21 protein-coding genes are annotated in these 21,005 nt (G+C 68.6%); 14 read left to right on the top strand and 7 right to left on the bottom strand.

The genetic code is table 11. The features are described 5' to 3' along the window. Positions 1–23 precede the first annotated feature (23 nt). Entirely contained in the window at positions 24–923 is a 900-nt protein-coding gene (locus AC1Q6E_RS04545) for a fatty acid desaturase (RefSeq protein WP_152796940.1), read from the bottom strand. Then, positions 916–1,689, bottom strand: a complete 774-nt coding sequence (locus AC1Q6E_RS04540) for a sterol desaturase family protein (RefSeq protein ID WP_152796938.1) — start codon at positions 1,687–1,689, stop codon at positions 916–918. Before AC1Q6E_RS04540 ends, AC1Q6E_RS04545 begins: the two co-directional genes overlap by 8 nt. A gap of 160 nt (positions 1,690–1,849) precedes the next feature. Between AC1Q6E_RS04540 and AC1Q6E_RS04535 the strand changes: the two genes are divergently transcribed. The 8 genes from AC1Q6E_RS04535 (at position 1,850) to AC1Q6E_RS04500 (ending at position 11,936) form a co-directional block, all read left to right on the top strand. Further along, positions 1,850–2,545: an aspartate/glutamate racemase family protein gene (locus tag AC1Q6E_RS04535; RefSeq protein ID WP_152796936.1), complete on the top strand. Its 696-nt coding sequence runs from the start codon at positions 1,850–1,852 to the stop codon at positions 2,543–2,545. Positions 2,546–2,777: 232 nt separating this feature from the next. Further along, entirely contained in the window at positions 2,778–3,644 is an 867-nt protein-coding gene (locus AC1Q6E_RS04530) for an AraC family transcriptional regulator (protein WP_152796934.1), read from the top strand. A gap of 172 nt (positions 3,645–3,816) precedes the next feature. Continuing rightward, positions 3,817–6,840: a xanthine dehydrogenase family protein molybdopterin-binding subunit gene (locus AC1Q6E_RS04525; RefSeq protein ID WP_492572280.1), complete on the top strand. Its 3,024-nt coding sequence runs from the start codon at positions 3,817–3,819 to the stop codon at positions 6,838–6,840. After that, entirely contained in the window at positions 6,837–7,676 is an 840-nt protein-coding gene (locus AC1Q6E_RS04520) for an FAD binding domain-containing protein (protein ID WP_152796930.1), read from the top strand. The genes AC1Q6E_RS04525 and AC1Q6E_RS04520 overlap by 4 nt, the downstream gene beginning before the upstream one ends. After that, positions 7,673–8,161: a (2Fe-2S)-binding protein gene (locus AC1Q6E_RS04515; RefSeq protein WP_152796928.1), complete on the top strand. Its 489-nt coding sequence runs from the start codon at positions 7,673–7,675 to the stop codon at positions 8,159–8,161. The genes AC1Q6E_RS04520 and AC1Q6E_RS04515 overlap by 4 nt, the downstream gene beginning before the upstream one ends. A gap of 10 nt (positions 8,162–8,171) precedes the next feature. Next, positions 8,172–9,698 (top strand): AMP-binding protein, encoded by a 1,527-nt coding sequence (locus AC1Q6E_RS04510; RefSeq protein ID WP_492572279.1) that lies wholly within the window; start codon positions 8,172–8,174, stop codon positions 9,696–9,698. Positions 9,699–9,737: 39 nt separating this feature from the next. After that, positions 9,738–10,544, top strand: a complete 807-nt coding sequence (locus AC1Q6E_RS04505) for an enoyl-CoA hydratase/isomerase family protein (RefSeq protein ID WP_492572278.1) — start codon at positions 9,738–9,740, stop codon at positions 10,542–10,544. Between the two features lie 36 nt (positions 10,545–10,580). Beyond that, positions 10,581–11,936, top strand: coding sequence for an MFS transporter (locus tag AC1Q6E_RS04500; protein WP_492572277.1), 1,356 nt, complete (start codon positions 10,581–10,583; stop codon positions 11,934–11,936). An 11-nt stretch (positions 11,937–11,947) separates the two neighbouring features. On the opposite strand, the gene AC1Q6E_RS04495 is transcribed toward AC1Q6E_RS04500, so the two are convergent. The 5 genes from AC1Q6E_RS04495 to AC1Q6E_RS04475 all read right to left on the bottom strand — a co-directional run bounded on the left by AC1Q6E_RS04495 (position 11,948) and on the right by AC1Q6E_RS04475 (position 14,917). Then, positions 11,948–12,379 carry a HemJ family protein gene (locus tag AC1Q6E_RS04495; RefSeq protein WP_296559275.1) on the bottom strand — a complete coding sequence of 144 codons (432 nt, stop codon included), beginning with the start codon at positions 12,377–12,379 and terminating at the stop codon, positions 11,948–11,950. A 5-nt stretch (positions 12,380–12,384) separates the two neighbouring features. Then, positions 12,385–12,786 (bottom strand): OsmC family protein, encoded by a 402-nt coding sequence (locus AC1Q6E_RS04490; RefSeq protein WP_152796917.1) that lies wholly within the window; start codon positions 12,784–12,786, stop codon positions 12,385–12,387. A gap of 10 nt (positions 12,787–12,796) precedes the next feature. Next, positions 12,797–13,672, bottom strand: coding sequence for a sigma-70 family RNA polymerase sigma factor (locus AC1Q6E_RS04485; RefSeq protein ID WP_492572276.1), 876 nt, complete (start codon positions 13,670–13,672; stop codon positions 12,797–12,799). 10 nt (positions 13,673–13,682) lie between these two features. After that, on the bottom strand, positions 13,683–13,997 hold the full coding sequence (locus AC1Q6E_RS04480; RefSeq protein WP_152796913.1) for a putative quinol monooxygenase: 315 nt from the start codon (positions 13,995–13,997) through the stop codon (positions 13,683–13,685). A 110-nt stretch (positions 13,998–14,107) separates the two neighbouring features. Continuing rightward, positions 14,108–14,917: an AAC(3) family N-acetyltransferase gene (locus tag AC1Q6E_RS04475; protein ID WP_152796911.1), complete on the bottom strand. Its 810-nt coding sequence runs from the start codon at positions 14,915–14,917 to the stop codon at positions 14,108–14,110. 97 nt (positions 14,918–15,014) lie between these two features. On the opposite strand from AC1Q6E_RS04475, the gene AC1Q6E_RS04470 reads away from it, so the two are divergent. The 6 genes from AC1Q6E_RS04470 (at position 15,015) to AC1Q6E_RS04445 (ending at position 21,005) form a co-directional block, all read left to right on the top strand. Further along, the gene (locus AC1Q6E_RS04470; protein WP_152796909.1) at positions 15,015–15,278 is read left to right on the top strand and encodes a helix-turn-helix domain-containing protein; all 264 of its coding nucleotides are present in this window, start codon (positions 15,015–15,017) and stop codon (positions 15,276–15,278) included. Between the two features lies 1 nt (position 15,279). Then, positions 15,280–16,620, top strand: a complete 1,341-nt coding sequence (locus AC1Q6E_RS04465) for a type II toxin-antitoxin system HipA family toxin (RefSeq protein ID WP_296559280.1) — start codon at positions 15,280–15,282, stop codon at positions 16,618–16,620. Between the two features lie 18 nt (positions 16,621–16,638). Then, entirely contained in the window at positions 16,639–17,376 is a 738-nt protein-coding gene (locus tag AC1Q6E_RS04460; protein ID WP_296559282.1) for an SDR family NAD(P)-dependent oxidoreductase, read from the top strand. Positions 17,377–17,661: 285 nt separating this feature from the next. After that, the gene (locus AC1Q6E_RS04455; protein WP_492572275.1) at positions 17,662–19,050 is read left to right on the top strand and encodes an acyclic terpene utilization AtuA family protein; all 1,389 of its coding nucleotides are present in this window, start codon (positions 17,662–17,664) and stop codon (positions 19,048–19,050) included. 11 nt (positions 19,051–19,061) lie between these two features. Beyond that, complete coding sequence (locus AC1Q6E_RS04450; RefSeq protein ID WP_492572274.1) at positions 19,062–19,388, top strand: AtuA-related protein; 327 nt, start codon at positions 19,062–19,064, stop codon at positions 19,386–19,388. A 12-nt stretch (positions 19,389–19,400) separates the two neighbouring features. Beyond that, complete coding sequence (locus tag AC1Q6E_RS04445; protein ID WP_492572273.1) at positions 19,401–21,005, top strand: carboxyl transferase domain-containing protein; 1,605 nt, start codon at positions 19,401–19,403, stop codon at positions 21,003–21,005.

The raw sequence follows: 21,005 nt of genomic DNA, 5'->3' as shown, positions 1-21,005 counted from the left end.
GTTCTCTTGAAGGGCGCGGCGGCCTAGCGTGGCGTGGCCTGTGTCATCAGGGGCCGCGAGCGAAAGCGCGCGCTGAAGGTCCCCAGGATGAAGACGCGGAACATGTAGGGCGCGAGGCCGCGTTCGCTCAGCGCTACCGGCACGCGATGCCGGTAGCGCCGGTGGTGCAGGCCGGTCAGCTCGGACCAGTGGGCGCGCGAGTGTTCATGGTGGGCGGTGTGCAGGCCGATGTTGAACAGCAGCGGGTTGACCAATCCTTCGAAGTTGCGGGCATAGCCCAGCGCGCGGCCGCGCGCGGGGCCGCCGTCGGCATGCGCGTGTTGCAGGTAGTTGGTCGCCAGCAGCCAGTGCAGGCCGTGCAGTTGCGGCACGATCACGAACACCAGGGCCTTGGCCGGGTTCAGCGCCAGCAGCCCGGCCCACAGGCCCAGCCAGGCGGCGTACTGGGCCATGCAGTAGCGCCAGGCGCCGGGCCAGTGCCGATACAGGCGGCACAGCCAGCGGACGAAAGCGGGGTAGAGCACCCAGACTGCCTGTACGGGGTGTGCCAGATAGCCCCACAGGTGATTGGTGTCGCCGCCGAAGCGATAAGTGCGCGCGATGTCTTGCGGACCATGCCGGTGGCGATGGTGGTTGGCCACGTGCGCGGGATGGAACACGAAGGTCGGGTGTCCCTGCAATAGCGTGATCCAGAAATCGGTGGCGCGGTTGGCCCGGCGGCCACGCCACATCCGCACGTGGGTGTGGTTGTGGTGGATGACGCCTATGCCCAGGGTCAGGAACAGCATCAGCGCGTAGAGCGGCAGCGAAAAACCGTGGCGCCATTGCCAGGCGGCCAGTGCCGGCAGGGCGGCCAGGTACAGCAGGCTTTGCCAGTCGCGGCGGTTGCGCAGCGTGGGCAGCAGGGGGCGTCCGCTATTCATGGCCGTCCGCGGCCCTGCGTTCATGGACCTTCAACAGGAGCGCCGCCGCGTCCGCCCGCAGGCGCGTGCGGAACAGGCGGTCCATGAAGGTGAACTGGAACCCGTAGTTCCCGTTGAAGCAGGCATGGTGCAGATGATGCCGGCGGCTCGCGGCGAACCAGTGGGCGTAGGACACCCGGGGGAAGAAGTCGTAGTTGGCGTGGCCGATGCAGTTGAAGAACAGGCTGAACAGCGGCACCGAGGCCAGCGACCAGAAACTGAAGTCGTGCACCACCATGGGCAGCAGGATGACGTTGCCCAGCATCAGGGCCTCGATCGGATGAAAACTGTAGGTCGAGAACGGCGTCGTGACGATGGAGCGGTGATGGGGAAGGTGGAAGCGGCGCAGCAGCTTCGTATGCAGCAGGCGGTGGTTGATCCAGAAGTGCACGTCGTTCCAGGCCACCAGGGCCAGGATCTCCAGCGCGATCTTCCCCCCGCTGGCGGCGGGATCCAGCCGGGCCCAGCCCAGTTGCAGCAGGCCCCACGGAAAGATCATGCCGGTGCCGAACAGCAGGATGGACATGCCCGATTGGAGTAATTCGCGGCGCAACTGGCCCGGCGCGAGCGGGCGGGGGTCCAGCGGACGTCCGAGGCCCAGCGCGGGCAGCAGGTGGCGGGTAAGCAGCCAGGTCGCGGCGCCGAACAGCAGGTAGATACCACCGAAGAACAGCAGGCCTGCCAGCATGACCTGCCATGCCGATAGCTCCTGGAAGGCTTGGCCCATGGATCGTTGTCGTTGTGATGCCGGGAACGGCCCCTATGATAAGCAATCCGCCAGGCCGATCGCGGCCGCGGGGCGGGATGTCGATTGCACTGGCCGAACAAATTCATTACAAAATGTTGGCGCAATCCACGGGCCGCCGATGTCCGGCGCTGGAGCAGATATGAAGACCCTGGGCCTGATAGGCGGAATGAGCTGGGAATCCACCATTCCCTATTACCGGCAGATCAACGAAGCCGTCAAACAGCGCCTGGGCGGCCTGCACTCGGCGCGGCTGGTGCTGTACAGCGTGGATTTCCACGAGATCGAGCAGTTGCAGCACGCCGGCCAGTGGGAGCGGGCGGGCGCGGTGCTGGCGGACGCCGCGCAGCGGCTGGAGCGGGCCGGCGCCGCAGGCATCGTGCTGTGTACCAACACGATGCACAAGGTGGCGGCGCAGATCGAGCAGGCGGTGGCCATTCCGCTGCTGCACATCGCCGATCCGACCGCGCAGGCCCTGGGCGCCGAAGGATATGCCACCGTCGGGCTGCTGGGTACGCGTTTCACGATGGAACAGGATTTCTATCGGGCCCGCCTGGAAAAGCGGCACGGCTTGACGGTCCTGGTCCCGGACGAGGCCGACCGCGCCACGGTGCATCGCATCATCTACGAAGAGCTTTGCCTGGGCCGCATCCTGGACGCGTCGCGCGCGGCCTATCTATCCATCATCCGCCGCCTGCGGGACAACGGCGCGCAGGCCATCATCCTGGGCTGCACCGAAATCTCGCTGCTGGTGGAGCCCGGACATGTGGACGCGCCCCTGTTCGACACCACGCGCCTGCATGCGCTCCACGCGGCGGAGTGGGCCCTGAGCCCCTAGGACGCCGGTGCCCAGCCTGGTTTTCCAGCGGGGTTATATTAAAATCCAATGACTCGCTCGGTAACACAAGGAGCACCCAGGCCTCCTGTCGCATACGGTCACGTGGAGCATTCCCCATGTCAGCTTCCCCTGCAGAACACCACCCCCTGCCCAGGGCCCCGCGGATCCGGCTCCGCCGGTCCGCCAGTGCCGCCCCCCGGGGAGCGCGCGTCAGCGCGTAGGGGGGGACCTCATGTCCGCAGCGATCAGGATCCTGCAGGGAAAGTTCGGGCGCGTCGCATTGCTCGACATGAACATGCTCCTGGTGTCGCATGCGCATCACCATTGCCACGTGCTGATCAAGGCCTTCGGCGCGGACACGTATTTCTCGGTGCGCGGCCAGCCGCAGCCGCTGACGGACGACAGCGCCGTCCTGATCAACGCCTGGGAACCGCATTCGTACAGCCATAACGGCGCGGAGGTGCAGCGCACGGTCATCCTGGCGCTGTACATCGAACCCGGCTGGCTGGCTGGCATCCAGCAGGCGCTGACGGTCAGCGCGCATCCCCATTTCTTCCAGCAACCCTGTGTCGCCCTGTCGCCGGCGGCGCGCAAGCTGGCCGATGCGCTGGCCCGCGACATGCTGCTGATGGCGGAGCTGCCGTCCGGCCAGTTGGAGGAGCGCCTGTTCGAACTGATGATCGCCACGATCGAACATCATTCCGAATGGCGCAGTTACCAGTCGCTGCTGGGCACCCTGCGGCAGCATCACGGCGACGTGCGCATCCGCAAGGCGATCAGCCGCATGCGCGAGAACATCGGGCAGTCGCTGGACATGGACGTGCTGGCGGCCGAGTGCGGCCTGTCCCGGGCGCATTTTTTCGAACTGTTCCGCAAGACGACCAAGCTGACGCCGCGCGTGTACGCCAACGTGCTGCGCATGGAAGCGGCCATCACCGCGCTGACCGCGGGCCAGACGCCCATCGCGGACCTGGCCTACGACATGGGCTTTTCCGCGCCCGGCCATTTCACCCGCTTCTTCCGCGAGCACCTGGGCACCACGCCCACCGAGTATCGCCGCGTGGTGGACCTGCTCGAACCGGCCAGGGACGGGCGCTGACCACCGGCTGGCGGGCGGTTTTCCCGTCGGGAAACTGAAAAATCAGACTCTATGGTAAGTGAGCCGATGCGGCGGTAACGGCCGCGGGCAGGGTGCCGCTTATCTTTCTCCTCGCGCAGACCGCCTGAAGGCGGCATGCCCGGAACAGGAGGAAGACACATGTGGTGCTTGCATGAGTGACGCGGGCGTTCTGCCCGTGGCCGATGCGCCGTTCGTCGGGCGCCGGCTGGAGCGGGTCGAAGACACGGCGCTATTGTCGGGGCGCGGCGCCTATGGCGACGATCTGCCGGTCAAGCCGGGTACGCTGCACGCGGCCATCCTGCGGTCGCCCCATGCCCACGCCCGGGTGCTGGGCATCGATACGGGCGCCGCCGAGGCATTCCCGGGGGTCAGGTCGGTGTTGACGGGGGCCGACGTGAAGCGCTGGTCGCAGCCCTTCGTCGTGGGCGTGAAGTCGCCCATGGAACATTGGTCGCTGGCCCAGGACCGTGTGCGCTACGTGGGCGAGCCGGTCGCCGTCGTCGTGGCCGAGGACCGCTATGTCGCCGAAGATGCGCTGGAGCTGATCCGGGTCGAGTACGAGGTGCTGCCCGTGGCCGTGGAGATCGAGGCGGCCATTGCCGAGGGCGCGCCGGTGCTGCATCCGGCGGTGGGCAGCAACGTCGTCAGCGACCGCAGTTTCAGCTATGGCGAGCCGGACGCCGCCTTCGAGGCGGCGGAACACCGTATCCAGCTCACCGTCCTCTATCCGAGAAATTCCTGCACGCCCATCGAAGGGGCGGTGGTGATCGCCGAACACCTGGCGGGCGACGAGGGCTACGAGGTCAGTTCCAATTTCATGGGACCGTTCTCGCTGCATTCGGTCATGGCGCTGGCGCTGAAGATTCCCGGCACGCGCCTGCGGCACAAGTTGCCCCGGGACTCGGGCGGCAGCTTCGGCGTGAAGCAGAGCGTCTTTCCCTACGTCGTGCTGATGTGCCTGGCTTCCCGCAAGGCGGGCGCGCCGGTGAAGTGGGTGGAGGATCGCCTGGAGCATCTGGTGGCCGCGACCTCGGCGACGTCCCGCCTGTGCACGATCGAGGCCGCCGTGGACGGCGAAGGGCGGATCGGCGCGTTGTCCTACGACCAGTTCGACGACGTGGGCGGCTATCTGCGCGCCCCCGAGCCGGCGACGTTCTATCGCATGCACGGCTGCCTGACCGGCGCCTATGCGATCCCCCACCTGAAGGTTCGCAACCGCGTGGTGCTGACCAATCGCACGCCCGCCGGGCTGGTGCGCGGTTTCGGCGGCCCCCAGGTGTATTTCGCGCTGGAGCGCCTGGTGCAGCGCATCGCGCAGCAACTGGGCATCGATCCGCTGGCGGTGTACCGGCGCAATTTCGTGCAGCCCGAGGCGTTTCCTTACCGCGCCGCGGCGGGCGCCTTGCTGGACTCCGGCAACTATCCGCTGGCGGTCGAGATGGCCGAACGCGAGGGCGGACTGGACGAACTGCTGCAACGGCGCGACACCGCCCGGGCCGAGGGCCGGTTGTATGGCATCGGCTATGCCGCGATCGTGGAGCCGTCCATCTCCAACATGGGCTACATCAGCACGGTCATGACGGCGGAGCAGCGCGCCAAGGCCGGCCCCAAGAACGGCGCCACCGCCAGCGCCACCGTCAGCATCGATCCGCTGGGCGGAGTGACGGTGGTGGTGGCTTCCTCGCCGGCGGGGCAGGGACACATGACCGTGTGCGCGCAGGTCGTCGCGGACGTGTTCGGCCTCGTGCCGCAGCAGGTGGCCGTGAACGTGGATTTCGACACGCAGAAGGATGCGTGGTCGGTCGCCGCGGGCAACTATTCCAGCCGTTTCGCCGGCGCGGTGGCGGGCACCGTGCATCTGGCGGCCAGCCGGCTGCGCGACAAGGTGGCGCGCATCGTGGCCCATCAACTGGCGTGCGACCCGGCCGACGTGGTGTTCGCCGGTGGCAAGGTGGGCCTGCCGGACGTGCCGGGCAAGATGCTGGCGTTCGCGCGCGCGGCCAGCAGCGCGCACTGGGCGCCGGGCCAGTTGCCGGAGGGCGAGTCGCCGGGACTGCGGGTGACCGAATTCTGGACGCCGCCCCAACTGACGGCTCCGGACGAGCAGGACCGCGTCAACACCTCGGCCGCCTACGGGTTCGCCTTCGATATCTGCGCGGTCGAGATCGACCGCGACACCGGGCGCGTGCGCATCGATCGCTATGTCACCACGCATGACGCGGGCAAGCTGCTCAACCCGGCGCTGGCGGACGGCCAGATCCGCGGAGCCTTCGCCCAGGGGCTGGGCGCCGCGTTGATGGAGGAGTTCCGCTACGGAGGCGACGGCAGCTTCCAGTCCGGCACCTTCGCCGATTACCTGGTGCCGACCACCTGCGAGGTGCCCGATCCCGTCATCGTCCACCTGGAAACGCCGTCGCCGTTCACGCCGCTGGGCGCCAAGGGCCTGGGCGAGGGCAACAACATGAGCACGCCGGTGTGCGTGGCCAATGCCGTCGCGGATGCCCTGGCGCCGATCCGGGGCGCCTGCGACATCCGGCTGCCGCTGACGCCGCTCAAGGTCATGGAACTGATCGGATTCGACGATCCGCCGCCCAGCGCCGGCGCGCGCGAGGCCTCGGCGCCGTCCGCGAGCCCCGCCGCGCCGGGAAGCGGTTCGGGCAAGGCCCTGTCCGCCACCGGCAGTGTGCAGATCGCCGCGACGCCCGAAGTCGTCTTCAACGTGCTGCTCGATCCGAGGGCCCTGGCCAAGGTGGTACCGGGCTGTCATTCGCTGGAGGCAATCGGCGAGAACCGCTATCGCGCCGACGTGACGGTGGGCGTGGGCATGATCAAGGCCCGCTACGCGGCCGAGATCGCGCTGTCGGAACTCGATCCGCCGCATTCCCTGCGCCTGGCCGGTTCGGGCAGCTCGTCGCTGGGCGCCGCGCGCGGCAGCGGCAAGGTGCGGCTCGAGCCCAACGAAGGCGGCACGCGCCTCCTCTACGACTACAGCGCCGAGGTCAGCGGCAAGGTGGCCGCCGTGGGCAGCCGCATGCTGGAAGGAGCGGCCAAGATCGTCCTGGCGCAATTGTTTGAACAACTGGGCCGGCAGGCCAGCGGGCAGCCGACCCAGACCGGATCGCGCGGCTGGTGGCGCAAGCTGCTGGCGCGGCTCGGATGGAAGGGGGTGGCATGAAGCCGGCGGTTTTCGATTACGTGCGCCTGGACGACGAGGCGCAGGCCTGCGACCTGCTGGCGCGGCATGGCGACGAGGCCCGCATCCTGGCGGGCGGGCAGTCGCTGATCACGGTGCTGAACATGCGACTGGCGCAGCCATCGGTGCTGCTGGACGTCTCGCGCTGCGACGCGCTGGACTACGTGAAGGTGGCGGGGCGCATGCTGGAGGTCGGGGCCGCGGCCACCCAGGCCAGCGTGGAGTGGCGGCCGGACCTGGCCAGCGAGGTGCCGCTGCTGGCCTGCGCCTTTCCCCACATCTCGCATTTCCAGGTGCGCAACCGGGGCACCGTGTGCGGCTCGGTCGCGCACGCCGACCCCAGCGCGGAGCTGCCGCTGTGCCTGGCGCTGCTGGGCGGCGAAGTGGTGCTGTCGTCCAGGCGCGGCCGCCGGACCTTGCCGGCCAGGGATTTCTTCCAGGGCATGCTCACGACGGCCCGCGCCGGCGACGAACTGATCGCCTGCGTGCGCTATCCGCTGGGCGTCGCGGGCACGGGCTACGCGTTCGAGGAGTTCTCGCTGCGCCACGGCGATTTCGCCATCGCCGCCTGCGCGGCCGCGGTCAGCAAGGACACCATCCGCCTGGGCGTGGGAGGCGTGGCGGACCGGCCGACCGTCGTGCAATGGCCGCGCCTGCAGCAACGGGACCTGGAAACCGCCATCAACGATTTCGCCTGGACGCTGGGCGCGCAGGACGACGCGCACGCCAGCGCCGCCTACCGCCGGCGGTTGGTGCGGCAACTGGCGGCCCGGGCCATCGCGGCCGCCGCGGCGCGGGCGCAAGGAGACACGCCATGAACATGGAAAAGACCCATCGCATCCGCTGCACGCTGAACGGCAGGCAGCGCGAGGGTACGGCCGAGAGCCGCATGCTGCTGTCGGATTTCCTGCGGCACGAGCTGGGCGCCACCGGCACCCACGTGGGGTGCGAGCACGGGGTGTGCGGCGCCTGCACCGTGCGCATCGACGGCGTGGCCGGCCGCTCCTGCCTGACGCTGGCCGTCCAGGTGGATGGCCGCAAGGTGGACACGGTCGAGGGCCTGGCGCGCGAGGGCGAGCTGGGCGACCTGCAACAGGCCTTCCGGCGGCACCACGCGCTGCAATGCGGCTTCTGCACCGCGGGCATCCTGATGTCGTGCGACGACTTCCTGGAACGGGTGCCGGATCCGACCGAGCAGCAGGTGCGGGACATGCTGTCGGGACACCTGTGCCGGTGCACCGGATACACGCCCATCGTGCAGGCCGTCCTCGACGTGGCCGCCGCGCGCAACAAGAACACATAGGAGGCATCTGATGCTGGATTTGGGACGTACATTCTTGCAGAGCGTGGAGCGCAATCCGGACGCGATCGCGGTGGTGGACGGCGATACCCGCCTGACCTACGCCGCATGGCTGGAGCAGATCCTGCGCGTGGCGCAAGGCTTGGACGAGTTGGGGCTCGGGCGCGGCGACCATTTGTTGGCGGTGTTGCAGAACCGCCTGGAAATGGCCACGCTGCACTGGGCCTGCCAGTTCCTGGGCGTGATCGTCACGCCGCTGAACTGGCGCGCCAAGCCCGAGGAAATCGATTACTGCCTGATCGACGCCTCGGCCCGGGCCATCGTCTACGAAGAAGTCAGCGCCGACGCCGTGGCGCAAGCGGGCGAGGCCGCGGGTGTGCCGCGCATCGTGGTCGGCGCGGACGGGCAGGCGACCCACACGTATGCCGGCCTGCTGGCCGCCGGGCCCTGGATGGCCGGCCCGCGCGCCACGGCGGACGACATCTCGCTGATGCTCTACACGTCGGGAACGACCGGCAAGCCCAAGGGCGTGCCGCGCCGCCATCGCCAGGAGCGGGCGGCCGCGCTTGGCCACGTGGCGCAGAACCAGTACGGGATAGGCGAATGCACGCTGGGCGTGATGCCGCTCTATCACACCATGGGCGTGCGTTCGCTGCTGGCGATGGCGCTGGTGGACGGGTGCTTCGTGTGCCTGCCGCGTTTTTCCCCGGCGGCCGCGCTCGGGGTGATCCAGCGCGAGCGGGTCAGCAACCTGTACCTGGTGCCGACGCTCTATCACGACCTGCTGGCGCACGCGGACTTCGCGGGCACCGACATCTCCAGCATCCGCAAGCTCGGCTTCGCCGGGGCGCCCATGCACGACGCGCTGCTGCTGCGCCTGGACGAGGCGTTCCGGCCCGAGCTGTTCGTCAACCACTACGGCAGTTCCGAGGTCTACACCATGGCCATCAACCCCGATGCGCGCCGCAAGCCCGGCAGCGCGGGCCGCGCGGGCATCAATACGCGCCTGCGCCTGGTGCGGCTGGAGACGACCGATCCCGATGAGCTGGCGCCGCGTGGAACGGAAGGGCAGATCATCGCCGACCTGGCCGGGGACGAGGCGTTCGAGGGTTACTGGAACCGGCCCGACGCCGACGCCAAGTCGCTGCACGACGGTTGGTACTTCACCGGGGACACCGGCTACCTGGACGAGGACGGCGAGCTGCACGTGACCGGCCGGGTAGACGACATGATCATCAGCGGTGGCGAGAACATCTCGCCGGTCGACATCGAGTCGGTACTGTCCCTGCATCCGGCCGTGGACGAGGTGGCCGTCGCCGGCCTGAGCGACGAGCGCTGGGGCCAGCGCGTCGTCGCGTTCATCAAGCGCAAGGACGCCGTCGACGGCGAAGCGCTGGACGCGTATTGCCGGGGCACCGATCTTGCCAATTTCAAGCGCCCGCGCGAGTACGTCTTCGTCAGCGAGATTCCCAAGTCCCCGGTGGGGAAGATCCTGCGCCGCAAGCTCACTGCCGGCGAGTTCGAGCCCGACCGTTCCTGATCCCGAAATTCCGTGCATGACCCACTGAAGGATATCTCCATGCCCAAGCTCAACCATCCCGCCCACACCCTGCTCGAACAACTCGACGGCTTCGACGTCATCGTCGATGCGGAGCGCGAGCGCGCCGACATCGTCCTGAAGCGCCCGCCTTTCAACATCATCACCATGCCCGAGCGCGAGCAACTGCGCCTGGTGTTCGAGGCGCTGGACGAAGATCCGCGCGTGCGCGTGATCGTGTTGCGGGCCGAAGGCGAGCATTTCTCCAGCGGCGGCGACATCCGCGGCTTCCTGGAGGCGACGCCCGAACATGTGTCCAGGCTGGCCTGGAACATCGCCGCGCCGGCCCGCTGCGCCAAGCCCGTGATCGCCGCCAACCGCGGCTATTGCTTCGGCGTGGGGTTCGAGATCTCGCTCGCCTGCGACTTCCGTATCGCCAGCGTGACGGCGCAATACGCGCTGCCCGAGCAGAAACTGGGACAGATTCCCGGGTCGGGCGGTTCGGCGCGCCTGCAAAGCATGATCGGCATCGCCCGTACCAAGGACGTCGTGATGCGTTCGCGCCGCATTCCGGGCCAGCAGGCCTACGACTGGGGCTTCGTGGTCGAGTGCGTGGCCGACGGCCAGCTCGAGGCCGCCACCGACAAGCTGGTGGACGAACTGCGCGGGTTCTCGCCGCTGGCACAGCGCACGGTCAAGAAGCTGCTGAACGACTCGGAAGATTCGCCGCTGTCCATCGCCATCGAACTCGAAGGCCATTGCTATAGCCGCCTGCGCACCTCCGAGGATTTCCGGGAAGGCGTCGAGGCGTTCCACGCCAAGCGCAAGCCGCAGTGGACGGGCCGCTGAACCAGGGCGCCGCCTCATTCCAACAATGGAGACATCATGACTACCACCACGGATACCGTACCCGGCGCCGCTGACCCCGAGTCCGCGGCCGATCCCGCGCAGTCGCGCAAGGCCTTCATGGCGGGCCTGGCGTCCACCTTCGGGTGGGCGCTGGACCTGTTCGACCTGTTCATCCTGCTGTACGTGGCGCCCATCATCGGGCGGCTGTTCTTTCCCTCGGACAAGCCGACCCTGTCGCTGGCGGCGGTCTACGCTTCGTTCGCGGTGGCGCTGCTGGTGCGGCCCCTGGGGTCGGCCGTGTTCGGCGCCTATGCGGACAAGCACGGCCGCAAGCGGGCGTTGATGATTTCCATGGTCGGCGTGGGACTGAGCACGGCGGCGTTCGGCCTCTTGCCGACCATCCACCAGGCCGGGATGGCCGCGCCCGTCATCTTCCTGGCGCTGCGCATCGTGCAGGGCCTGTTCGTGGGCGGCATCGTGGCCTCGACGCACACGATAGGCACGGAGTCGATCGCGCCGCGCCACCGCGGCCTGATGTCGGGGCTGGTGGGTAGCGGCGGCGCCGGCATGGGTGCGCTGATGGCCTCCATCGTGTACTTCGCGCTGTCCTACGTATTTCCCGGCGACCGCTTCGACCAGATCGGCTGGCGCGTCATGTTTTTCTCGGGCCTGATCAGCACGGTTTTCGGCCTGGTGATGTACCGGCTGCTGGATGAAACGCCTTCCTTCAAGAAGATCCAGGCCGAGCGCGCCAGGCAGAAAGACGGGGCGGCCAGGCAGGCTTCGCCGCTCAAGACGCTGTTCGCGGGCGAGTACCGCAACGTGCTGCTGGTCAACCTGCTGATCACCTTCGGCGGCGGCGCGACCTACTACATCACCGCCGGCTATCTGCCGACGCTGCTGAAACTGGTCGCGAACGTGCCGCACGAAAGTTCGGCGCTGATCCTGATGATCAGCTCGGTTGGCACCATCGTCGGCGCGCTGGCCTTCGGTGCCCTGAGCGACATCATCGGCCGCAAGAAGACCTTCTACGCGCTGGGTGTCTTCTGCCTGGTGCTGCTGCCGTACCTGTTCCTGCTCATCGCCAAGCCCGCGTCCCTGCCGCGGATCACGATGATCGCCTCGGCCATCGCCCTCTTGGGCGGTGCCATCATCGCGCCCGTCATGATCTTCCTGAACGAACGCTTCCCGGCCAAGATGCGCGCCAGCGGCACGGGGTTGTCCTGGAACATCGGCTTCGCCGTCGGCGGCATGATGCCCACGGTGGTTTCGCTCCTGAGCGGTTCGCCGCAGGATATTCCCCATGTCCTGGCCATCACCTCGGCCTTGCTGGCGGTGGTCTATCTGGTGGGCGCCAAGGTCGCGCCCGAGACCCAGGGCCAGTTCGACTAGGACGCAGGCGGCTACGCGAACGGCTTGACGACGACCAGCGCGACGATGGCCGCCACCAGCGCCACGATCGCGCCTGGTGCATGCCGCCAGGCCGTCACGACCGGAATGTCGTCACGCAGCCGTTTGCGCAGGCCGCCCGCCAGCCGCCCATGCACGGCGGCCAGCAGCAACGCCAGGACGAGCTTGGCCCACAGCCAGGGCTGGCCGAACCAGCCGCCCTGGAACGCCAGCGCCAGGCCCAGGGCCCAGGCCAGCAGCATGGCGGGAGACGTCACGTAGTGGTCCCAGCGGCGCACCGTTCCCAGCAGGGGCAGGGCGCCGCCGGCGCGCAGTTCCTCGCGGCGCGGCGAGGTGGCGCGCAGGGCCAGCGCCACGGCCAGCATGCCGCCTATCCAGACCATCAGCGCGGTCAGATGCGCCGCCTTGAGCCACAGGTAGGCCATGGAATCTAGGCCCCCGCCGCGGGGGCTTCGCTGGTGATCACCGCGCCGTTGCGCATGACCTTGGTGACTGGCGTGTTGGCCACGATCTCCAGCAGCCGTTTCCATTGTTCGGCGGTGAGCGGCTGGTCCGAATACAGCTTGCGGTGGATGTGCGCCGTGCCCTGCTCGTCGAAGCGCAGGGCCAGCTCGGCGCGGAATTCGCCCAGGTCCCAGCCCTTGCGCTGCGCGTACATGCGCAGGGTGATCGCGGTGCAGGCGGACAGCGACGCCAGGTAGTAGTCGAAGGGCGCCGGGGCGCCGCCCTGGCCGCCCAGGGCCTTGGGTTCGTCGGTGTCCAGGCCGAAGGGACCGGCCTGGATGCGATGCAGGTAGTTGGTGTCGGTGGAGACGATGGTGGCTTTGTGCATGGCGGGGCCTTCAGGAAAGGGCGTCGAGCCGCACCCAGTCGGCGGCTTCCATCACATAGGGCGCGAACAGGTAGTCCTGGATCCGGGCCACGTCTTCCGCGCGCCACGTGAGCAGCACGAAGTGGGCGGGGCGGTCCATGGGGCCGCGGGCGTCGTAGACCAGCATCGCCGGCCGTCCTTCGACCGCGCCCGGCGCGAAGCGCCAATGCACCGCTTCGGCGTAGCGGGTGAAATAGAAGTCTACTTCCTTGCGGCCTTGCAGCTTGAGGCGGTTGACGAGATCCAGGCGGGCGTCGTCGGCCAGCATGCGGCGTATCGCGTCGAAGTCGCCGGCCTGGAAGTGGGCGACATAGTGCCGCAGGCGCTCGTGGTCGCCGTCCGACAGCGGCACGGGACTGTGCTGGTCCCCGCCCTGGGCCACCAGTTCGCGAAGCCGCTGCCTGCCGCGTTGCAGCGCGGATTTGGCGGCCGGCACGCTGCAGTCCGCCACCTGGGCGATCTCTTCGACGGAATGGCCCAGGACGTCCTTGAGGATGACGGCGCAGCGCTGGAGGACCGCCAGTCGCAGGAAGGTCCGGAACCCTACCGCGACGATGTCGGGTTGGGGGCCTTCGGCGCCGGGTTCCATCTCTTCGGTCAAGGGCACTTCCCGGGCCCGGGCCCGGGCGCGCAGGAAGTCCAGGCTGGCGTTGTGCGCGATGCGGAACAGCCAGCCTTCTATGTTGGCGATGCCGGCGGCGGCCGGGCGGGCGGCCAGGGCCTTGATGAGCGTCTCCTGGACGACGTCCTCGCCATCGATGGTCGAGCCGGTCATGCGGGCGCAATAGCGGTGCAGCCGGGGCCGCATGCCGGCCAGCAGGGCAGCGAACGAGTCGTCCTGGGTCATGGTCTTCCTGTCAGCGATGGTGCGAGAGTACGTCCGTGCCCAGGATGGAGTCGAATGAGGCGAGGTCGCGGATGGTCGGGAAATAGGCCTGCATGCGCGGATCGGCGCGCATGGCCTCGACGTCGGCGGCGCTGTCCCATTGGGAGTGGATCACGATGCGCTTGCCGTCGCCGCTGGCGATCAGGCGGGTCGCGATCCAGCCCGGCAGCGTCCTGATGACGGTTTCCGTGTTCTGGCGCAGCGAGGCGAGCAGTTCCTGCTGCTTGCCGGGGTGGACCGACAGGACGTTGACGAGGGTCACGGCTTGCTGGGCGGCGGTGGTCATGGCGAGGATTCCTTCAGGGTTGGAACCGGCACGGGCGTGTCCGGTACCGCCAAGACGAATCGGACGGGGAAAACGGATCGGTCGGCTGGAAAAAAATCCTGGCCCCGGGTTCAACGGTTCGTTTCCGTCATGAGCCGGGCCGCCGCGTCCACCACCGCCCGCAGGTCCAGCAGGTGGCAGGACGCGGAGCCGACCTGTCCGGTCCTGGCCAGTCCCTGCCGGACGAGTGCCTCGCCCAGGGACGGGAAGCGGTCCGCATCGCCGGCGGGCAGGTCGAAGGCCACCCAGCGTCGCTGGCCGTCCATCCATACGGGGGCGCCTTCGGAGATCCTGGGCGGCGGGGGCGAGGCCAGGGCCTCGGCCATGTGGAGGGCCGTGCACGCGTCGAAGCCGGTACCCAGCAGAAGGATGCCGGCGCGTTCCCGATACAGGCATCCCAGCGGCCCGCCGTGGCCGAAAGGATCGCCCAGCGCCTGGGTGGCCGTGATCGATTCGGCCAGCGGGCCCAGCGCGGCGAAGGAGCACAGGGGATGGGGGCTGCGGCGGGCGCCGGGCCAGGTCCGGAACAGTTCCGCCACCGCGCCCATGCCGCGCGTCGGCGTGGTGCGTGGGTCGAACGGCGGCAGCGTGGCCTGGATCGTTGCTATCCAGGCCGGCGGGACGGCGGGCGCCTGCCAGTTGGCGGGATCGCTCAGTTGCGATGACTGCGCGGGCATCACCACCGTGCCGGCCGGGCCCACGGCGTCGAGCAGGGCGCGCACGACGGTTTGCGCTCCGCCCGAGACCCAGCCGAGCCGGCTCAAGGCGCAGTGCACGAGCAGGGTCATGCCGGGCGTGACGCCCAGCCGGGACAGGCCGCTGGCCAGGCTTTCCCGGGTCCGGGGCTCGGGCGTGGCGGCGATGATGGCGTGTTCGGTCATGGCGGCGGGAGGATCATGAAATATTTGGATATCAGATATTTGACACATATCTGTATTGCAAATATTATGAATTTATTCGGATTCCAGGTATTTTGCCATGTCCATGCCCCCTCAAGTCCTGGTGACCGCCACGCAACTGGGCGCGGTATTGCAGGCCGCCCGCAAGTCCCGGGGCATGACCCAGTCGGCCCTGGCCGGCCGCATCGGCCTGAGCCAGTCGCGGGTGTCCCACCTGGAGCTGCACGCCGATGAACTGAGCCTGGAGCAACTGTTGGCGTGGTGCGCCGCGCTCGGATTGGAACTGACCCTGGGGCCGCGCGGCGGCCAGGCGCCACCGTCCACTGTACACGCGGACTGGTGACATGGGCCGTCGATCGCATGGCCGCAGCCTGCACATCTGGACCAATGGCATCCGCGTCGGCCGCTGGACGATCCCCGCGCGGGGCGAGATGGAACTGCACTACGACGCGGACTGGACCGGCGCCGACATCGGCCGGCCACTCTCGCTGTCGCTGCCGTTCAACCTGCACAACCTGCCGCTGAAAGGCGAGAGGGTCGCCAACTATTTCGACAACCTCCTGCCCGACAGCGACGTGATCCGCCGCCGTGTGGCCGAGCGTTTCCGGACCGGTTCGACCGATCCCTTCGATCTGCTGAAGGCGGTGGGCAGCGACTGCGTGGGGGCGGTGCAGATCCTGGACGAGCATGAGTCGCCGGGCGGCCACGATCGCATCGACGGCGTCCCCTTGTCCGACGAGGACATCGAACGGCATCTGATCGAAACCGTGTCGCCGCGCGCCTTCGGCGCCCAGGGAGATCCGGATGCGGATTTCCGCATTTCGCTGGCGGGCGCGCAAGAGAAGACCGCCTTCCTGCGGTGGAACGGCCAATGGCACGCGCCGCGCGGCGCCACGCCCACGAGCCACATCTTCAAGCTGCCGCTGGGATTGATGGGCGGCCGGCAGGCGGATTTCACCACTTCGGTCGACAACGAATGGTTGTGCCTGCGGCTGCTGAAAGCCTATGGACTGGACGTGGCCGGGGCCGACATCGCGACCTTCGGCAAGCAGCGCGTGCTGGTGGTCGAACGCTTCGACCGGCGGATCGCGCCCGATGGCCGGTGGATCATGCGGCTGCCGCAGGAGGACTTCTGCCAGGTGGCGGGATGCTCGCCGCTGCGCAAATACGAGAACGAGGGCGGGCCGGGGCTCAAGGCCTTGTTCGCCACGCTGCGGCAATCGGTGCACGCCGACGCCGACATGAAGGCCTTGATGGCCGCGCAGGTCCTGTTCTGGCTGCTGCGCGCGCCCGACGGCCATGCCAAGAACTTCAGCATCCATCTCCTGCCGCGCGGCCGTTTTTGCCTGACCCCGTTGTACGACGTGATGTCGGCCTACCCGGTATTGGGAGAGCGGGCCAACCAATGGTCGCCCCGCGAGATCAAGCTGGCGATGGCGCTGCTGGGCAAGAACCGGCACTATGAGATGCACGGCATCCAGCGCCGCCACTTCGACAGCACGGCGCGGCTGGTCGGCTACGCGCCGACGGCCGGGGCGCTTATCGAGGAAATCCTGTTCCGCACGCCCGCGGCCATTGCCGAGGCGCAGGCGGCGCTGCCGCGGGATTTTTCGCCGCGTGTCGCGGACACCATCCTGGGCGGGCTGGAGCAGGCCGCCGACGCGCTGGCGGCGATGAGGTCCTGATTCCCATAGGAGCTGACAATGTCTCGAATCTTCATCACGGGCTCGGCCGACGGGCTGGGCCGGGCCGCCGCCGGCACGCTGCTCGCAGACGGCCACGAGGTCGTGCTTCATGTGCGCGGCCGCCAGCGGCTCGATGCGGTCCAGGACCTGTTGAACCGGGGCGCCCGGGCAGTGGTCGGCGACCTGTCCGACCAGGGACAGGCCGAGGACGTCGCCGCCCAGGTGAACCGGCTCGGCCGGATGGATGCGGTCATCCACAACGCCGGGGTCTATACCGGGCGGCAGATACTGCCGGTCAATGTGATCGCGCCCTATGTCCTGACGGCCCTCGTCACCCGGCCGGATCGCCTGGTGTACCTGAGCAGCGGCATGCACTTCGATGGCCGCCCGGAGCTGGGCGGCCTGGACTGGCACGGGCGCGGCGAGTCGGTGTCCTATTCGGACAGCAAGCTGTTCGTGACGGCGCTGGCGATGGCGGTTGCCCGGTTGTGGCCCGGAGTCGTCGCCAGCGCGGTCGATCCGGGGTGGGTGCCGACGAAGATGGGGGGCCCCAACGCGCCCGACGACCTGCGCCTGGGCCACCTGACGCAGGAGTGGCTGGCCGCCGGCAACGATCCGCGGGCCGGCGAGAGCGGCGGATACTGGCACCACCAGCAGCAGCTCGACCCGCATCCCGCGGCGCGCGACGTGGCTTTCCAGGGTGAGCTGTTGCGCGAACTGGAGGGGGCCACGGGGATCGCGTTCGACCGTTCGTAGCGGGCGCCGGGTCAAGGGCGCGCGGGCAAGGCGTCTCAGCCTGGCGTGTCCTCCAGCCATTGCGGCCGCCAGGCCGTGGCCATCTTCGACCGGCGTGTCCGAGCACCGGCCGTCGCCCAGGTGCTGCGGCGCGGCCCAGTGGTACGCCTGCCGCTCGCCCGGCGGCCAGTTCCCTCCCCACCCCCCCAATTCGATGTTGCCCGATGTCGAGCCTGGATCTCGTGCTTGACGTTTTCGTCGAATGAAAAATATAATGAAATTAGATAAAGTAAAATGAAATTAGAAATGGAGGCAGATATGGGCCGCATCGTGCGGATGGGTGCCGGGTCGGGCTTCTGGGGCGACGCGCTGGACCCCGCGGAAGAACTGCTGGAACGGGCGAACCTGGACTACCTGTGCTTCGACTACCTGGCCGAGCTGACCATGGCGTTGCTGCAGCGGCAGAAGCTCAAGCGGCCCGACGCCGGCTACGTGCCGGATGCGGTGCAGGCCATGATCGCGTTGTTGCCGAAGGCGAAGGCCGCCGGCACGCGCCTGATTTCCAACGGCGGTGGCGTCAATCCGCGCGCCGCGGCCGACCGGATCGCCGAGGGGGCCCGCCAGGCGGGACTGGCCGGCTCCCGCATCGCCCTGGTCGAGGGCGACGACATGCTGGGCAAGCTGGATGAGCTGGTCGCGCAAGGCGTGCCGCTGCGCAATCTCGATACGGGCGACGAGGATTTCGCGGCCATTCGCGATCGCGTGGTCTGCGCGAACGTGTATACCGACAGCTCGGGAATCAGCGAGGGGCTGGCCGGCGGCGCCGACGTCGTCATCGCCGGACGGGTATCGGACAATGCGCTGTACGTCGGCCCTCTGGCCCACGAATTCGGCTGGCGCCGCGACGCCGCGCACGTGGACCGGTATGCCGCGGCGGTGACGCTGGGGCACATCGTCGAGTGCGCGGCGGGCTGCTCGGGCGGCATGTCGTCGCGGTTTGCGGAAATGCCGCACATGGGCCGTGTCGGCTTTCCCATCCTGGAGGTCGACGAGACCGGCGATGCCACCGTCACCAAGCTGCCTGGTAGCGGCGGCCGGGTCGATCAGTGGACGGTCAAGGAACACCTCGTCTACGAAATCGGCGATCCCCGCCGCTATCTGATGCCCGACGCGGTGGCCGATTTCACGTCCCTCACGCTGAATGACGAAGGCCAGGACCGCGTCCGCGTCAGCGGCATGCGGGGGGAGCCCGCGCCCGACCAGTGGAAGATGGTGGTGGGTTACCAGGATGGATGGATAGGGGAGACGATGGCTTTTTTCCCATGGCCCAACGCCTACGACCGTGCCGTGAAGGCGCGCGAGACCCTGCTCGAGCGTTTCGAGCGCATGGGGCTGGCGGCCGACCAGGTGCATTTCGATTTCGTCGGCCTGAACACCCTGCATGGACCCGCGGCGGCATTCGCCGGCCGGGAGTGGGCCAACGAACTGCCCGAGGTGGGGCTGCGCTGCGCGGTGCGCACGCGCACCCAGGAGGAAGCCGACAAGGTGCGGCGGGCCGGGACGAATCTGTGGATCATGGGGCCTGGGGGCACCTCGTTCGGCACGCCGATGAAGCCGCGTCCCGTGATCGCGCTGTGGCCGACGCTGATCCCGCGCGACGCCGTCGAACAGAAGACCGAGATCCTGGTGGCTTGAGGAGCATGCCGATGACACTGCAAGTGAAAGATATCGCCTACGTGCGGTCCGGGGACAAGGGGGACGTCTGCTCCGTCGGCCTGGTCGCCCGCGGGCCGCGGGAATATACGTGGCTGCGCGCCAGCGTGACGCCGGCCGACGTGAAGCGGATCTACGGCGACTGGGTGCGGGGCGAGGTGGAATGCCATCCCATGGACAACATCGGCGCGGTGGTCGTGGTGATGCGACACGCCCTGGGGGGCGGCGCCACGCGTACCCTGCGGCTGGACCAGACCGGCAAGTCGCTGGGCTATGCCTTGATGCGCCTGCCGGTGCGCGGCGCCGAGACCCCTTCCTGACGATCCGACGCCATGGCCATCCTGTCTTCCCGTACACGCACCGACGGCAAGGAGTTCGCCGCCAACGCCGCGGCCTACGCCGAATTGCGCGTGCCGCTGGATGCCGCGCGCCAGCGTGCCGTCGAGGGGGGCGGCGAACGCGCGCGCCAGACGCATCTGGCGCGCGGCAAGCTGCTGCCGCGCGAACGGATCAATACCTTGCTGGATCCCGCAACGCCGTTCCTGGAGATCGGGCAACTGGCGGCCGACGGCTTGTACGACGGCCAGTCGCCGGGCGCGGGCATGATCACCGGCATCGGAATGGTGGCCGGCCGCGCCTGCGTGGTCATGGCCAACGATGCCACGGTCAAGGGCGGCACCTACTATCCGCTCACCATCAAGAAGCAGTTGCGCGCGCAGGCGGTGGCCCGCGAGAACGGCCTGCCGTGCGTCTACCTGGTGGATTCGGGCGGCGCCTACCTGCCGCTGCAGGGGGACATCTTTCCCGACGAGCACCACTTCGGCAAGATCTTCCGCAACATCGCCGAGATGTCCGCCCTGGGCCTGAAGCAGGTCGCGGCCGTGCTGGGCGCATGCACGGCGGGCGGCGCCTACATCCCGGCGATGTGCGACGAAACCGTCATCGTCGACCAGGCCGGCACCATCTACCTGGGCGGGCCGCAACTGGTGCAGGCGGCCACCGGCGAACGGGTCGATGCGCAGGCGCTGGGCGGGGCCGACATCCATACGCGCCTGTCCGGCGTCGCCGATCATTTCGCGCACGACGAACTGCACGCGCTGGCGCTGGTCCGGGACATCGTGGCGCGTGGCAAGGCTGGCGCCTTGCCGGCGCCGCCGCGTGTTCCGGTTGCGCCGCGCCACGATCCGGCCGAACTGCCGGGGCTGATTCCCGCCAACCCCAAGCAGGCCATCCCGATCCGGGACGTGCTTGCGCGGCTGCTGGACGGCAGCGAGTTCGTGGCCTACCGGGAACGCTACGGCGCCAGCCTGATCTGCGGCACGGGCGCGATAGGCGGGTATCCGGTCGGCATCCTGGCCAACGACGGGGTGCTGTTCGGCCAGAGCGCGCAGAAGGCCACCAACTTCATCGAGCTGTGCTGCCAGGAGAACATCCCGCTGGTATTCCTGCACAACATCAGCGGCTTCATGGTCGGCGTGCAGTACGAGCAGGGCGGGATCGCCAAGGACGGCGCCAAGATGGTCAACGCGGTGTCCACGGCGCGCGTGCCCAAGTTCAGCGTGGTCATAGGCGGCAGCTATGGCGCCGGCGCCTATGCGATGTGCGGGCGCGCCTTCGGGCCGCGCCTGATGGCGATGTGGCCGAATGCCAGGACCTCGGTGATGGGGGGCGAGCAGGCGGCCACGGTGCTGGCCCTGGTGCGCGCCGAGCAACTGGCGCGCCAGGGCAAGGCGTTTTCCGCCGACGAGGCCGAGGCCTTCAAGGCCCCGGTGCGCGCCGTCTACGATGCCGAGAGCACGGCCCTGCATGCGGCATCGCGCTTGTGGGTGGACAGTGTGATCGAGCCCGCCGATACGCGCGCGTGGCTGACGCTGGGCCTGGCGCTGGCGGCGGGCAGCCCCGGGGAATCGACACGCTTCGGCATTTTCAGGATGTAG

The sequence above is a fragment of the Pigmentiphaga sp. MLSB6-MA01 genome, assembly GCF_058793475.1.
The sequence above is the reverse complement of the archived record's forward strand: the minus strand, read 5'-3'. Positions and strand labels throughout refer to the sequence as shown.